This window comes from Amycolatopsis endophytica, from assembly GCF_013410405.1.
In the GTDB taxonomy this organism is placed as follows: Bacteria; Actinomycetota; Actinomycetes; order Mycobacteriales; family Pseudonocardiaceae; genus Amycolatopsis_E; species Amycolatopsis_E endophytica.
Map to the genome: position 1 here is coordinate 4806257 of NZ_JACCFK010000001.1, position 15476 is coordinate 4821732.

The window sequence follows — 15476 nt, forward strand, 5'->3', positions numbered from 1 at the left end:
TCATGACCAGAATCCCCGGCAAGGGCAGGACCCGCCGCGTCGCGCTCGCCGTCTTCGCGTCGGCCGCGGTGGCGCTCACCGGATGCGGCACCACCGGCGGGGCCGGTGGTGCCGCCGACGGTGAGATCACGGTCGCCGGCACCTACGCGATCGAGAACCTCGACGCGGCCAGCCCCTCGGGCGGCGGCAGCACCGGCACCCAGCTGGTGTCGTTGCAGATCTTCAGCAGGCTCGTCAAACCACGCGCGGACGGCACGCTCGAAGGCGACCTCGCCACGACGTGGAAGGCCGACCCGACGGCCTCGGAGTGGACCTTCACCCTGCGTCCCGGCGTCACGTTCAGCGACGGGCGCGACCTCACCTCGGCCGACGTCGTCGCCGCGTTCACCCGCTTCCTCGAACTGAAGAGCACGAACGCCAACAACTTCACCGGCGACACGATGACCGCGACCTCGCCGACCGAGGTGGTGCTCAAGTCGCCGAAACCGGACGCGGCGATCCCGTACAAGCTGGCGTTGTTCTACGTCGTGCCGGGCACCGTGACCGGTGAGGACCCGGCCTTCTTCAAGAACCCCGTCGGATCCGGGCCGTTCAAGGTGGAGCGGTTCGATCCGTCCGGCACGGTCGTGCTGGTGCCCAACGAGACCTACTACGGCGGCGCGCCGGCCCTGAAACGCGTGACGCTGCGCAAGATGCCCGAGCTCGCGGCCCGGCTGACCGCGCTGCGCTCCGGCGAGGTCGACCTGATCTGGGGCATCCCGGACGACCAGCTGCCCCAGCTGCAGCAGGACCCGGCACTGACCGTCCAAACGGCACAGAGCACCGCGGTGTTCACCATGTGGTTCAACTCGTCGGTCCCGGCACTGACCAAGCCCGAGGTGCGGCGGGCGCTGTGGCAGGCGGTCGACTTCGCCACGATCATCAAGCAGCTCTACCCGCAGACCGGCACCCTGTCCGAGTCGCCGGTGTCCCCCGTCACCGTGGGATACGTGCCGCAGCAGCCGGTCCGCTACGACCCGGCCGCCGCGAAGGCGGCGCTGCAGGCGGCGGGCTTCGACTTCTCGGCGAAGCTGCGGCTGCAGTTCGCCAACGCCGAGTTCCGCCAGTTCAACCAGGCGGTCGTGTCCGATCTGGCCAAGATCGGCGTCCAGGTCGACCTGCGGGAGAAGGAACAGGCCGTGTTCACCAGCGACCTGCTGGCGATGAACTGGGACATCAACTTCCAGCAGCTGTCCAACCCGACCTTCGACGGATCCAACACGCTCGGCAGGCTCTACCCGTGCGCGGCCAAGCGCACCGGCTACTGCAACCCGGAGCTGGACCGGCTGCTGACCGACGCGGTGGCGACCCCGGACCTGGGCGAGCGCACCCGCCTCTACGGCGAAGCGAGCAAGATCATCTGGGGCGACGCGGTCGGTATGTTCCCGATGGCCGTCAAGTACGCCTACGCGTGGAACAGCTCGCTGAGCGGGGTCGTACCGGATCCCAACGGCCTGCCCGACTTCGCCTCCATCCGGGCCGGCGGGGCATGAGCCGCGCGGCGGCCGCGCAGGTGGTCCCGGCGGCCCCGGTGTCCGAGGCGCTGCTGGAGGTCGACGGGCTGACCGTCGACCTGCCCTCGGCGCGCGGAGAGCTGCGGGTGGTCGACGGGGTGTCGTTCGACATCCCGCCCGCCACGACGGTCGGGCTGATCGGCGAATCGGGCAGCGGCAAGACCATGACCGCGAACGCGGTGATCGGCCTGCTGCCCGGCGGCGCGGGCACCGGGGGAGAGCTGCGCTGGCGTGGCGACGACCTGCTGCGGCTCCCGGCGGCGCGCCGTCGGCGCCTGCGGGGCCACGAGATCGCGATGATCTTCCAGGACCCGCTGGCCGCACTCAACCCGACCCAGACCATCGGCCGTCAGGTGGGCGAAATCCTCCGGCGAGCCGGGCGGCCGCGTGCCGAGGTCCGGCGGCGGGTCCTGGAGCTGCTCGACCTGGCCGGGGTGCCGGACCCGCCGGTGCGCATGCGCAACTACCCGCACGAGTTCTCCGGCGGCCTGCGCCAGCGCGCGATGATCGCGCTCGCGCTGGCCGGAGATCCGGCGCTGCTGCTGGCCGACGAGCCGACCACCGCGCTGGACGTCACCGTGCAGGCGCGCATCCTGCGCCTGCTGCGGAGCGTCCAGCACGAACGGGGGCTGGCGATGCTGCTGGTCAGCCACGATCTGCGGGTCGTGGCGCACGTGGCGCACCAGGTCGTGGTGATGTACGCGGGGCGGGTCGCCGAACGCGGGCCCACCGCGGAGGTCCTGCGGACCCCGGCCCACCCCTACACCCGCGCGCTCGTCGAGAGCGTCCCCGCCGTGCGCACCCGGACCGCGCTGGCGCACCCGCTGCCGGGCACGCCCGCCACCCCGGCGAACCGGCCCGCCGGGTGCGCGTTCCACCCCCGCTGCCCGCTGGCGCGCGACCGGTGCCGCACCGACCAGCCGGAGGTGCGCGAGGTCGCGCCCGGACGGTGGGGCGCGTGCCACTTCGCCGGGGAGGTGCTGGACCGGTGACGTTGCTGGAAGTCCGCGATCTGCGGGTCGGATTCGGCCGCGGCCGCACGGTGTTCGTCGCGGTCGACGGCGTCAGCCTGAGCGTGGACACCGACGAGACCGTCGGCCTGGTCGGCGAGTCGGGGTCCGGCAAGACCACGGTGGCGCGCACGATCGCCGGGCTCGTCCGGCCCACCGCGGGCACGGTCCTGCTCGACGGCCGTCCGCTCGGGCCCGTCGGGCGACGGCCGGCGGCACACCAGCGGGCCGTGCAGATGGTGTTCCAGGACCCGCGTTCGTCGCTGAACCCGCGGATGACGGTCGCCGCGATCGTCGGCGAAGCGTGGCGCACGCATCCGGACTCGGCTCCCGAGGGCGACCGGACGGCGGCGCTGCACCAGCTCCTGGACGACGTCGGCCTCGACTCCGGGGTGGCCGGGCACCGCGCGAGCGAGCTGTCCGGCGGGCAGTGCCAGCGCGTGAGCATCGCCCGCGCGCTCGCCGTGCGGCCACGGCTGCTGGTGTGCGACGAGGCGGTGTCCGCATTGGACGTTTCCGTGCAGGCGCAGATCCTGCGGCTGCTGGTCGATCTGCGACGGCGGCACCAGCTGGCGATGCTGTTCATCTCACACGACCTCGGCGTGGTGCACCAGATCGCGGACCGGATCGCCGTGATGCGGCGGGGCGAGCTGGTCGAGGAGGGACCGGCCGGGGACGTCCTCGGCGCACCGCGGCACGAGTACACCCGCAGTCTGCTGGACGCGGCTCTGGAACTGAACGACGCAGGAGGGGAAGGCACCGGGTGACCACCGAATCGAAGACGGACGTGCTCGTCGTGGGTGGCGGGCTGGGCGGGGTGGCGGCGGCGCTGGCGGCGCTGCGGCGCGGGCGGTCGGTGCTGCTGACCGAGGAAACCGGCTGGCTGGGCGGGCAGATGACCAGCCAGGGCGTTCCGCCCGACGAGCACCCGTGGATCGAGCAGTTCGGCTGCACCGCGAGCTACCGCGCGCTGCGCGAGGCGATCCGCGACCACTACCGCCGGTGGTATCCGCTGACCGAGCAGGCCCGCGCGCGGGTGGACCTCAACCCCGGCGAGGGACGGGTGAGCAGGCTCTGCCACGAACCGCGGGTCGCGGCCGCGGTCATCGAAGCGATGCTGGCGCCCTGGGAATCGTCCGGGTCGCTGCGGGTCTGGTACCACCACCGTCCGGTCGCGGCCACTGTGGACGGTGACCGGATCACCGGTGTCACGGTGGCCGGGCCCGCGGGCGTGACGCGCGAGGTGACGGCCCGGTTCGTGGTCGACGCGACCGAGCTGGGCGATCTGCTGCCCCTCGCCGGCGCCGAGCACGTGACCGGGTTCGAATCGCGGGAGCAGACCGGGGAACCGAGCGCGCCCGAGCAGGCCCAGCCGTCGAACATGCAGGCGTTCTCGTGGGTGTTCGCGGTGGACCACCTCGACGGCGAGGACCACACGATCGACCGGCCCGCGGGCTACTCGTCGTGGGTGCGCTACCAGCCGCCGGGCTGGCCGAACCCGCTGCTCGACCTGACCGCGCCCGATCCGCGCACGCTGGAGACCGTCGAGCGCACCTTCGTCCCCAACACCGACACCGGACCGGTCGTCGCCGACCAGAGCAAGGACCCCGGTGACAAGGACCTGTGGGTGTTCCGGCGCATCCTGGCGCGCCGGGCGCTGCGGCCCGGGTTCGCCGCCAGCGACATCACCCTGGTGAACTGGCCGATGATCGACTACCTGCCCGGGCCGCTGATCGGCGTGGGGGAGGAGGAGAAGGCCAAGCACCTCGACGGGGCGCGGGAACTGAGCCTGTCCATGCTGTACTGGCTGCAGACCGAGGCGCCGCGCCCGGACGGCGGCACCGGCTGGCCCGGGCTGCGGCTGCGCGGTGACGTGATGGGCACGGCCGATGGCCTCGCGAAGGCGCCCTACATCCGGGAGTCCCGTCGCATCACGGCGTTGCGCACGGTCGTGGAGCAGGACCTGTCCCTGGCCGTGCGCGGTGACCGGGGCGCCGAACCGTACGCGGACTCGGTCGGGGTCGGGATGTACCGGATCGACCTGCACCCCTCCACCGGCGGCGACACCTACATCGACGTCGCGAGCTGCCCGTTCCGGATCCCACTGGGCGCGCTCGTGCCGGTCCGGCTGCGCAACCTGCTGGCGGGCGGCAAGAACCTCGGCACGACGCACATCACCAACGGTTGCTACCGGCTGCACCCCGTCGAATGGAACATCGGCGAGGCGGCGGGAGCGCTGGCCGCCCACTGCGCCGGGAACGGCTTGGAGCCGCACCAGGTCCACGCTCGCGAGGAGCTGCTGCGCACGTTCCAGGACGAGCTGGTGGCCGACGGGTTCGAGCTGGCGTGGCCGGAGGTCCGCGGGTACTGAGGATCGCCCGTCACCTCAGCGGGCCGCCGAGGTGACGGGCGACGTCCGGGATGCCCCTCGTCACGGGCGGTGTACTCGGCGGGCAGCCGCATCTGGTGGACCACGCCGCCCCATCCCACCGCGGCGGTGATGTCAGATTTTCCCGGTGCGTTGCTCGGCTTCCAGCCGTTCGGCCTCCTCGCCGCCGATGGCTTCGCCCCGCGCCACCAGCCCGGCGACGTCGGAGAGCGGAATCTGCTTGAGCACCAGCGCCAGCACGAACGCGATCCCGATGAACGGCAGCAGGTACCAGAACACCGGGGCGAGCGCGTCGGCGTAGGCGGTGACCACGCCGTTTCGCACCGGTTCCGGCAGCAGGTTCAGCGCGGCCGGGTCGAGGGTCGCCGTGGCGGCCGAGGCGTCCGAGGCCGAGGCGCCCGCCGCGGTGAAGACCCCGTTGAGGTTCTCGGTCAGGCGCGTGGTGAACAGCGTGCCGAACACCGCGGTGCCGAGCGCGGCCCCGACCTCGCGGAAGTAGTTGTTCGTGCTGGTCGCGGTGCCGATCATGGCGGCGGGCACGGCGTTTTGCACCACGAGCACGACCACCTGCATGATCAGCCCGAGCCCGGCGCCGAACACGAACAGGTAGACGCAGATCAGCCAGATCGGCGTGTCCGCGGACAGCGTGGTCATCAGGACCATCGCGACGCCGGTGACGACGGTGCCGAGGATCGGGTAGATGCGGTAGCGGCCGGTCTTCGTGATCGCCGATCCGGAGATGATCGACGTGCCGATCAGGCCGACCATCATCGGCAGGAGCAGCAGCCCGGACGCGGCCGCCGAGGTGCCCGAGGACATCTGCAGGAACGTCGGCACGAACCCGATCGCGGCGAACATGCCCAGGCCCAGCGCCAGTCCGATCGCGGTGGCGTTGACGAAGATCGGGTTGCGGAACAGGCTCAGCGGGATGATCGGGTCCGCGGCGCGCCGTTCGGTGAGGACGAACGCGACCCCGGACACGAGCAGGCCCGCTCCCCAGGCCCAGGTCGACAGCGCGCCCCAGCCGTGGGCCCGGTCGCCGCCGAAGTCGGTGAAGAAGATCAGGCACGTGGTGGCCAGCGAGAGGAACACGACGCCGGCGACGTCGATCGGCTGGGTGGCCTTCTTGGCCGGCAGCGTCAGCGCGACGAGCGCGATGACGAACGCGGCGATGCCGACCGGGATGTTGATGTAGAACGCCCACTGCCAGGTGAGGTGATCGACGAAGAACCCGCCGAGCAGCGGGCCGCCGACCGCGGACAGACCGAAGATGCCACCGAGCGGGCCGAGGTACTTGCCGCGCTCGTTGGCGGGCACGATGTCGGCGATGATCGCCTGCGACAGGATCATCAGACCGCCACCGCCGAAGCCCTGCAGGGCGCGGAACACCACGAACACCCAGAAGTCCGTGGCGAACGCGCACCCCACCGAGGCGAGGGTGAACAACGCGATCGCGACGAGGAACAGCCGCCGCCGCCCCAGTACGTCGCCGAACTTGCCGTAGATCGGCATCACGATCGTGGTGGCGAGCAGGTAGGCGGTGGTGATCCACACCTGGTGCTCGACACCACCGAGATCACCGACGATCGTCGGCATCGCGGTCGCGACGATCGTCTGGTCCAGACTCGACAGCAGCATGCCGGCGATGAGGGCGCTGAAGATGATCCAGATCCGCCGCTGGGTCAGCAGCAGTGGTCCGGGCGCGGTGGTGGTCATGGCGTCCGTTCGGTCTCGGTGGTCAGGAGTGCGCGCGCGGCGTCGAGCCGTCGCGCGAGGAGGTCGGCGAAGCTGGTTTCGTTGCCCTCGGCGAGGAAGGCGGGCACGGCCGAGGTGGCGAGGGCGCCGACGATCTGCACGGCGGCCGCGGCTCGCAGGTCACCGGGAGGCAGGCCCTCCCGTCGCTCGACCAGCTCCACATCGGACTGCTGGTCGGCGAACAGGTGGCCGACGAACTTGGCGAGCAGCCGCGGTTCCGCTTCGACCGCGGCGTGGATGTCGCGCCACCTCTCGATGGTCATGTCGGCGTCGGCCCAGCGCCGCGCGGTCAGCGTCGCCAGGTCGTCGAGCAGGGTGGGGGAGGCGCCGCGCGCGAGGAACTCGGCCACGTGCTCGTCGTCGTCGCGGTGCAGTGAGCGCCCCAGGACGGCGTCGTCCTTGGAGGCGAAGTAGTTGAAGAAGGTGCGGCGTGAAATGTCCGCCCGCTCGCACACCTCCTCGACGGTGAAGCCGGACAGCCCGCGCTCGGCGGTGAGCTGCCGCGCGAGCGTGGTCACCCGCGCGGCGGTTCGCGCCATCCGTCGCGACCGGCCTCCAGTTGCACTGTTCATCTCAGAGTGCATTATTGCACCATCTCCGAGAGGGTGCAGAAACCAGTCGGTTTCGCCTTCCGTCCTCCCGCGAGATCCGCTCCCGTTGCCCGTGCGTCACCGGCGGCTCGCAGCATGATCGTCCATGCGGAACACTGCGATACGACTCGCCCTCATCGCTCTGCTCGGGTTCCCGGCGCTCGTCACGGGCGGCACGGCCGTCGCGGCACCGGAACCGGGACCCGACGTGATCGCCCACCGCGGCTCCTCGGGGATCACACCGGAGAACACCGCGGTGGCGCTGCGGACGGCGATCCGGCAGGACGCCGACTTCGTGGAGATCGACGTGCAGCGCACCAGCGACGGAAAGCTGGTCAACTTCCACGACTGCACACTGGAGCGCACCACCGACGTCGAGGAGCGCTTCCCCGGCCGCCCGTCCTACCGCGTCTCGGACTTCACCTGGGCCGAGCTGCGCACACTGGACGCCGGATCGTGGTTCTCCGGCCGGTACGCGGGCGAGCCGGTCATCTCGGTGGACGAAGTGATCCGGACCGTGGCCGGCCGGACCGGCCTGCTCGCCGAGATCAGCCCGTGCGACCACTACGACGGCCTGCCGCGGGATCTGGCCGCGTCGCTGCGCTCCCACCCGCGCTACGTCGAGCGCGCCCTCGCCGACGGGCAGCTCGCGGTGCAGTCGTTCGTGGTGGAGGACGCGAAGACCTTCCACTCGCTGCTGCCCGAGGTGCCCATCGGTGTGCTCGACGCGGAGCGGCCGAGCGACGCGGAGCTGACCGAGCTGAGCACCTGGGCCGACGACGTGAACCCGCAGTACACCGTGACCGACCAGACCCTGGTCGACCGGGTGCACGAGCTGGGCATGGGCATCAACGTGTGGACGGTCGACGAGCCGGGCAGCATCCGGAAGATGGCCGGCCTCGGTGTCGACGGCATCATCACCGACTACCCGCAGTCGCTGACGGGGCGGTGACCCGGCGGGGGAGGGCGGTGCCCTCCCCCGTGCGCGGGTCAGTCCGTGCCGGACTCGATCGCGGCGTGGTCGAGGAACTCGTCCTGTTCGGAGGCGCCGCCGCGGGAGGCGATGGTCTCCGCCCCGCCCGCGGGCATCGGCCCGATCAGCCCGGTCGAGGCGGCCTGGGCGGCGCCGACCAGTGTCGGGTGCTGGGGCGCGCCGACCATGCCGAGGCCCGCGTACTGCTCCAGGCGGGCACGGGAGTCGGCGATGTCGAGGTTGCGCATGGTCAGCTGGCCGATGCGGTCGACCGGCCCGAACGCCGAGTCCTCGGTCCGCTCCATCGACAGCTTGTCCGGGTGGTAGCTGAACGCGGGGCCGGTCGTGTCGAGGATCGAGTAGTCCTCGCCGCGGCGCAGGCGCAGCGTCACCTCGCCGGTGACCGCGGTACCGACCCAGCGCTGGAGCGACTCGCGCAGCATCAGCGACTGCGGGTCGAGCCAGCGGCCCTCGTACATCAGGCGGCCCAGACGGCGGCCTTCGGTGTGGTAGCTGGCGACGGTGTCCTCGTTGTGGATCGCGTTGACCAGTCGCTCGTAGGCGGCGTGCAGCAGCGCCATGCCCGGTGCCTCGTAGATGCCGCGGCTCTTGGCCTCGATGATGCGGTTCTCGATCTGGTCGGACATGCCCAGGCCGTGCCGCCCGCCGATCGCGTTGGCCTCCAGCACCAGGTCGACGGAGGTGGTGAACTCCTTGCCGTTGATGCGCACCGGGCGGCCCTGCTCGAAGGCCACGGTGACGTCCTCGGCCGCGATCTCGACGGCGGGGTCCCAGAACCGGACGCCCATGATCGGCTCGACCAGCTCGATGCCGGCGTCGAGGTGCTCCAGCGCCTTCGCTTCGTGGGTGGCGCCCCAGATGTTGGCGTCGGTGGAGTAGGCCTTCTCGGTGCTCGCGCGGTAGGGCAGGTCGCGGGCGGTCAGCCACTCCGACATCTCGGTGCGGCCGCCCAGTTCCGTCACGAAGTCGGCGTCCAGCCACGGTTTGTAGATCCGCAGCGCCGGGTTGGCGAGCAGGCCGTAGCGGTAGAACCGTTCGATGTCGTTACCCTTGAAGGTGGAGCCGTCGCCCCAGATCTGGACGTCGTCCTCCAGCATCGCGCGCACCAGCAGCGTGCCGGTGACGGCCCGGCCGAGCGGGGTGGTGTTGAAGTAGGCGCGCCCGCCCGAGCGGATGTGGAAGGCGCCGCAGGCCAGCGCGGCCAGCCCCTCCTCGACGAGTGCCTCGCGGCAGTCGACCAGACGGCCGATCTCCGCGCCGTAGGTCTTGGCGCGCCCCGGGACCGACGCGATGTCGGGCTCGTCGTACTGGCCGATGTCGGCGGTGTAGGCGCAGGGCACCGCACCCTTCTCGCGCATCCACGCGACCGCAACCGAGGTATCGAGGCCGCCGGAAAAAGCGATCCCGACACGTTCGCCGACAGGCAGAGAAGTGAGCACCTTGGACACGGGAGACAGTATATGCATGCGGATGCATGATCATGCAAACCGGGTCGGTGTGATGTGGGTTGCCCGAGACGGCGGCGCCGGGTGAGACGACGGGCGTCTCACCGGAGTGGGAATCGGGTATTGGACTTGCCGGTGCGGGGATGCGAGTGTCGGCTGACAGCCCGTCGCACCACTGGGAGGACAACGCATGTCCGTCGACGTCGTCATCTGCGAGCCGCTGCGCACGCCGATCGGCCGGTTCGGGGGTGCGCTGGCGGGCCAGACGCCCGCCGCGCTCGCCGCGCACGTGCTGTCCGCCGTGGTGGAGCGCACCGGCGTCGACCCGGAACGGATCGACGAGGTCATCCTGGGCCACGCCTACCCGACGTCGGAGGCACCCGCGATCGGGCGGGTCGCGGCGCTGGACGCGGGCCTGCCGGACACGGTCACCGGCATCCAGATCGACCGGCGCTGCGGATCGGGCCTGCAGGCGGTGCTGGACGCGGCGATGCAGATCCGCGCCGGGTTCAGCGACGTGGTGCTGGCCGGCGGTGCCGAGGTGATGAGCGCCGCGCCGTACTACACGCATGAGGGCCGGTGGGGGATCAAGGGCGCGGGCCTGCAGCTGCACGATTCGCTGGCCCGTGGCCGCTCCACGGCGGGCGGGGTGAACCACCCGGTGCCCGGCGGGATGATCGAGACGGCGGAGAACCTGCGCCGCGAATACTCGATCTCGCGCGAGGACCAGGACGCACTGGCGCTGCGCTCGCAGCAGCGCGCCGCGGCAGCCATCGAGGGCGGCCTGTTCAAGGACGAGATCGTCCCGGTCACGGTCAGGTCCCGCAAGGGCGAGACGGTGGTCGACACCGACGAGCATCCGCGCCGGGACACCACCGCCGAGGGCCTGGCGAAACTCAAGCCGGTGATGCGGCGCCAGGACCCGGACGCGACGGTCACCGCGGGCAACGCCAGCGGCCAGAACGACGCGGCCGCCGCCTGCCTGGTCACCAGCCGCGAGACGGCGGACCAGCTGGGGTTGCGGCCGCTGGTGCGGCTGGTGTCGTTCGCCCGGGCCGGGGTGCCCGCCGAGACGATGGGCATCGGCCCGGTGCCCGCCACGAAGGCGGCGCTGGACAAGGCGGGGCTGTCCCTGGGCGATCTGGACCTGATCGAGCTCAACGAAGCCTTCGCCGCGCAGGTCCTGGCCTGCACGCGCGCGCTCGGCCTGGGTGAGGCCGACCACGAACGCCTCAACGTCAACGGATCCGGGGTGTCGCTGGGCCATCCGGTGGGCGCGACGGGCGCCCGGATTCTCGCGACCCTGGCCCGTGAGATGACCCGCCGCCAGGCCCGCTACGGCCTGGAGACGATGTGCATCGGCGGCGGGCAGGGGCTGGCCGCCGTGTTCGAACGCGTCTGACCCTCGCCGGGCGTCACCCGCCGTTCCAGTCCGCGTAGGAGATCCCATGCCGCCAGCGCGAGCCGGCTTTCGAAGCGGCGCTGCACGCCGGTCACCGGGTCGGTGAACTCCAGCGTCTTCGCGAGCAGTTGCAGTGGACGGCTGAAATCGTCGAGCGGCGTGTCGATCAGGGTGGGATAGAAGCGGTCGCCCAGGATCGGGATGCCGAGGCGGTTCATGTGCACCCGCAGCTGGTGGGTGCGCCCGGTGAAGGGCACGAGCCGGTAGCGGCCGCGGTCGTCGGCGTGCTCGATCAGCTCGACGCGGGTCTCCGCGTTGACCGGCCCGGGCACCTCGCGCGCGGTGATGCTCCCGCGGTCCTTGACGATCCGGCTCCGCACGAGCGCGGGCAGGTCGAGTGCGGGATCGACGGGCGCGACCGCCTCGTACTCCTTGCCGATCCGGCGATCCCGGAACAACGTCTGGTACCGGCCGCGGTACTCGCGTCGCGTCACGAACAGGACCAGCCCGGCGGTCACCCGGTCCAGCCGGTGCGCCGGGCTGAGCTCGGGCAGCCCGAGGTCGCGGCGCAACCGGACGAGCATGGTCTCCAGCACGTGCCGCCCGCGCGGGATCGTCGCCAGGAAATGCGGCTTGTCGGCCACGACGATGTGCTCGTCGCGGTGCACGATGCCGATGGGAAACGGCACCGGCACCTCCTCCGGCAGGTCGCGGTGGAACCACACGAACGATCCGGGCCGGAACGGGGTGTCCGCCGTGACCGGCCCGTCGGCGCCCACGATCCGTTCCTCGGCGAGCATCTCGTCGAGCCGGCCCTCGGGCAGCCGCGTCAGGCGCTCGGCGAGGTGATCGCGGATGGTGGCCCACGAGCCTTCGGCGGGCAGCTTCAACCGCGCCGGGTCGAGCCCGTGGCGCCGCGGCAGCGGCGCCGGCCTCCCGCGGCTCATACCGCCTCCGCTGCCGGTCCGGACGAGAGCGTGGTCAGTGGATGCTCACCGGCTCGCCGGCTCCCGTGGTGCACCGCACGAACAGCGAGGTGACCAGTGCCAGGAGGCCGACGACGCCGGCGACGACGAACGCCAGCCGGAGCCCGGACGCGTCCGGGGTGCCTGCCGGGTCGTTGCTGCCGATCGTGGCGACGCTGACGAACACCGCCGTGCCGAACGCGCCGGCCACCTGCTGCAGCGTCGCGAGGATCGCGCTGCCGTGCGAGTAGAGGTGGTCGGGCAGCACCCCGAGCGCCTCGGTCATCAGCGGGGTCATCATCAGGCCCAGCCCGGCCATCAGCAGGACGTGGATGACGATGACCAGCGCCAGCGGAGAACCCGGGCCGAGCGTGGTGAACAGCCACAACGACGCGGCCATCGCCGTCGCGCCGGGGATCACCAGCGGCCGGGCACCGTACCGGTCGAACAGGGAGCCGACCGGACGGCCCAGCAGGCCGAGGACCAGGCCGCCGGGCAGGACGGCCAGTCCGCTGACGAACGTGCTGGTGTGCAAGACGGTCTGCAGGTACAGCGGCAGCATGATCGAGGCGACACCGAGCAGGCACACGAACAGCAGCGCGGTCAGCGTCAGGGCGATCACGAAGCTGCGGTGGGTGAACGGCCGCAGGTCGAGCAGGGCGCGGTCGTCGCGCTGCAGGCGGGTCTGGCGCCAGGTGAACACGGTCAGCGCCGCGAGCCCGACGACGATCGGCACCCACGGCGGCACCGCGTGGTGGCCGCCGGACTCGCCGACCGCGGCCAGTCCGTAGAGCACCCCGCCGAACCCGAGCGCCGACAGCAGCACGGACGGCACGTCGAGCGGCACCGCGCGGGGGTTGCCGGTCAGGCGGAACCAGACGGCGCCGATGACCAGCGCGGCGAGCGCGAGGGGCAGCACGGTCCAGAACATCCAGCGCCAGCCGAGCCCGGACAGCACGGCGCCGCCGATGGTCGGGCCGATCGCGGGGGCGACGGCGATGACGATCGTGATCGTGCCCATCGTCGCGCCCCGCTTCGCGGGCGGCACCATGCGCATCACCGAGGTCATCAGCAGCGGCAGCATCACGGCGGTACCGCACGCCTGCACGACGCGGCCGACCAGCAGCATCCCGAAGCCCGGCGCGAGGCCGCTCACCGTGGTGCCGAGGCTGAACAGGATCAGCGAGGCGAGGAACACCTGCCGCGGGGTGAACCGTTCGAGCAGGAACCCGGTGGCCGGGATGACCACGGCCATCGTCAGGAGGAACCCGCTGGTCAGCCACTGCACGGTGGGCGTGGACACAGAGAGGTCCACGGTGAGGTCCCGCAACGCGACGCTCAGGATCGTCTCGTTGAGGATCATCACGAACGCCGAGACGACCAGCACACCGATCAGCAGACCGGCTCGCGGCGGGGCCTCGTGGGCGGCGTCGGCCGGAGCGGTCGTGGGGGCGGGCATGCGAGCACCTTCCAGGAATCGTGTGCGGGATCGCGGCGTCGGCGCCGCCGAAGCGGCCGGCGCCCGGGCAGGGGCGAGGGCCGTGTCTTCTGTATACGGCGCCAACGCCTTTCCGGTCCACTTAATTTCCGGCGATCGTGACGAAAGTTCCGGTTCGTCGGGCGAAACCGGCCGCGGACCGGGCACGCTCCGTGGAGCGCGACCGCGGTGGCGCGAGCACGGGGCGGCTCGCCGTCCGGAACGTGGGGCTCACGTGCGGGAAGGTGGGACTCGCGCGAGGTGGGACTGTCCGTTGTGGACGGATGGGTGTCACGGTGCGGGCAGGTGCTGCGGACGGCCGATGAGCGGGGCGAGCGGATCCCCCGCGTCACGGACGCGGTCGAGCACCGTCCGGACGGTCCAGCGGTCCGGGCGCAGATCCGGGTCGTCGAGCTCGTCCCAGGTGATCGGGACCGAGACCGGCGCGCACGGGGCCGGGCGCGGGCTGAACGGCGCGACCAGGGTCTTGTTGATCGCGTTCTGGGTGTAGTCGAGGCGGGCGCGGCCACCGCGCTCGTTCTTGTACCAGCGCCAGCTCACCAGGTCGGGCAGCACCCGGCCGACCACCCGCGACACCTTCTCCACCCGGGCCCGCGTGTCGTCGAAGGTGTAGCCGCCGGCGACCGGCACCCAGATCTGGACGCCGCGCTGCCCGGTGACCTTCGGCATGCCTGCCACGCCCAGGTGCTCCAGCGCCGTGCGGTACGGGCGGGCGAGTTCGAGGACGTCGCCGAAGCCGGTGGCGGGTCCCGGGTCGATGTCGATCAGCGCCCAGGTGGGCTCGTGCACGGTCGGCAGCCGCGAGGTCCACGGGTGCAGCTCGACGCCGCCGAAGTTCACCATCCACACCAGCGCGGGCACGCTGTCCAGCACCGCGTAGCACTGGGTCTCGCCGGGGTCGGCGTCGGTGTTGTGCCAGCGGGTCAGCCAGTCCGGGGCGTGGCCGGGCACCTCCTTGTGCCAGAAGCCCGGCCGGTCCACCCCGTCGGGGTAGCGGTGCGCGTTGACCGGCCGCCCGGCGAGGTAGGGCAGCATGAACGGGGCGATCGACGCGCTATAGCGGATGAGGTCCCGCTTCGTCACCGGTGGTTCGCCGCCGGTGCCGGGGAACAGCACCTTGTCCAGATTGGTGAGCTTGAGCCGGCGGCCGGCCACGGTCCAGGTGCCGCCCTTGCCGAGTTCGTCCAGCGCGGCGAGTTCGTCGTCGTCCGGCGGTTCCCAGCTGCCGGCCGGTGCGGCCAGCGGCAGCTCGGCCTCCTTCGCGGGCACGCCGCTGCGCCACAGCGCCTCCGGTGCCGCGGCCACTTCGTCGTTGGTGCGGCCCGTCTTGACCGAGCGCGGCAGGTCCTCCGGATCCCACCCGGAGGAGGCGTGCTCGTCGTGCTTGTGGATCAGCGGCCACTGCTCCTTGCCGCGGCCCTTGTCGCGGGTGCGCACGAGCGCGAACCGGCCGGTCAGTTTCTCGCCCCGCAGGTCGAAGTGCAGCTCACCGTCACCGATCGCGCGCACCGGATCGGCACCGTCGGCCGGCTGCCAGGTGCCCCGGTCCCAGACGATCACGTCGCCACCGCCGTACTGGCCGCGTGGGATGACACCCTCGAAGTCGGCGTACTCCAGCGGATGGTCCTCGACGTGCACCGCGAGCTGCCGCACCCCGGGGTCCAGCGTCGGCCCCTTCGGCACCGCCCAGCTCGCCAGCGCGCCGTCCACCTCCAGCCGGAAGTCGTAGTGCAACCGCCGGGCACGGTGCCGCTGCACGACGAACCGGCGGCCCGGCCCGGCCTTCGCGGGCGCACCGGCGGGCTCCCCGGTCACCGGGAAATCCCGCTTGGCCCGGTACGAGGTGAGCCGGTCCCGATCCCTGCGTGCGCCCAC

Annotated in this window: 12 protein-coding genes; 6 read left to right on the top strand and 6 right to left on the bottom strand. The window is 71.8% G+C overall.

What is annotated here, in order from left to right; all coding sequences use genetic code 11:
• The first annotated feature begins 2 nt into the window (after positions 1-2).
• From HNR02_RS23695 to HNR02_RS23710, 4 genes are read left to right on the top strand one after another with little or no spacing between them, the layout of a single operon-like run.
• A complete protein-coding gene (locus HNR02_RS23695) occupies positions 3-1532 on the top strand; it encodes an ABC transporter substrate-binding protein (protein WP_179775315.1) in 1530 nt (509 codons plus the stop codon).
• Positions 1529-2545 carry an ABC transporter ATP-binding protein gene (locus tag HNR02_RS23700; RefSeq protein ID WP_179775316.1) on the top strand — a complete coding sequence of 339 codons (1017 nt, stop codon included), beginning with the start codon at positions 1529-1531 and terminating at the stop codon, positions 2543-2545. Before HNR02_RS23695 ends, HNR02_RS23700 begins: the two co-directional genes overlap by 4 nt.
• Entirely contained in the window at positions 2542-3330 is a 789-nt protein-coding gene (locus HNR02_RS23705) for an ABC transporter ATP-binding protein (protein WP_312861110.1), read from the top strand. The genes HNR02_RS23700 and HNR02_RS23705 overlap by 4 nt, the downstream gene beginning before the upstream one ends.
• Positions 3327-4934, top strand: coding sequence for an FAD-dependent oxidoreductase (locus HNR02_RS23710; RefSeq protein WP_179775318.1), 1608 nt, complete (start codon positions 3327-3329; stop codon positions 4932-4934). Before HNR02_RS23705 ends, HNR02_RS23710 begins: the two co-directional genes overlap by 4 nt.
• Positions 4935-5066: 132 nt before the next feature.
• On the opposite strand, the gene HNR02_RS23715 is transcribed toward HNR02_RS23710, so the two are convergent.
• Positions 5067-6668, bottom strand: a complete 1602-nt coding sequence (locus tag HNR02_RS23715; protein ID WP_179775319.1) for an MDR family MFS transporter — start codon at positions 6666-6668, stop codon at positions 5067-5069.
• Positions 6665-7246 carry a TetR/AcrR family transcriptional regulator gene (locus HNR02_RS23720; RefSeq protein WP_179775320.1) on the bottom strand — a complete coding sequence of 194 codons (582 nt, stop codon included), beginning with the start codon at positions 7244-7246 and terminating at the stop codon, positions 6665-6667. Before HNR02_RS23720 ends, HNR02_RS23715 begins: the two co-directional genes overlap by 4 nt.
• A 157-nt stretch (positions 7247-7403) precedes the next feature.
• Between HNR02_RS23720 and HNR02_RS23725 the strand changes: the two genes are divergently transcribed.
• Complete coding sequence (locus HNR02_RS23725) at positions 7404-8249, top strand: glycerophosphodiester phosphodiesterase (protein ID WP_179775321.1); 846 nt, start codon at positions 7404-7406, stop codon at positions 8247-8249.
• Between the two features lie 38 nt (positions 8250-8287).
• On the opposite strand, the gene argG is transcribed toward HNR02_RS23725, so the two are convergent.
• Positions 8288-9739 carry an argininosuccinate synthase gene (gene argG, locus HNR02_RS23730; RefSeq protein WP_179775322.1) on the bottom strand — a complete coding sequence of 484 codons (1452 nt, stop codon included), beginning with the start codon at positions 9737-9739 and terminating at the stop codon, positions 8288-8290.
• A 187-nt stretch (positions 9740-9926) separates the two neighbouring features.
• On the opposite strand from argG, the gene HNR02_RS23735 reads away from it, so the two are divergent.
• Entirely contained in the window at positions 9927-11138 is a 1212-nt protein-coding gene (locus tag HNR02_RS23735; RefSeq protein WP_179775323.1) for an acetyl-CoA C-acetyltransferase, read from the top strand.
• Here HNR02_RS23735 and HNR02_RS23740 read toward each other — a convergent pair.
• The 3 genes from HNR02_RS23740 to HNR02_RS23750 all read right to left on the bottom strand — a co-directional run bounded on the left by HNR02_RS23740 (position 11072) and on the right by HNR02_RS23750 (position 15476).
• On the bottom strand, positions 11072-12085 hold the full coding sequence (locus HNR02_RS23740; RefSeq protein WP_179775324.1) for an RluA family pseudouridine synthase: 1014 nt from the start codon (positions 12083-12085) through the stop codon (positions 11072-11074). The two genes, HNR02_RS23735 and HNR02_RS23740, sit on opposite strands and share 67 nt — an antisense overlap.
• 34 nt (positions 12086-12119) lie before the next feature.
• Complete coding sequence (locus HNR02_RS23745; RefSeq protein ID WP_179775325.1) at positions 12120-13562, bottom strand: MDR family MFS transporter; 1443 nt, start codon at positions 13560-13562, stop codon at positions 12120-12122.
• A 309-nt stretch (positions 13563-13871) separates the two neighbouring features.
• Entirely contained in the window at positions 13872-15476 is a 1605-nt protein-coding gene (locus HNR02_RS23750; protein WP_446680330.1) for a DNA polymerase domain-containing protein, read from the bottom strand.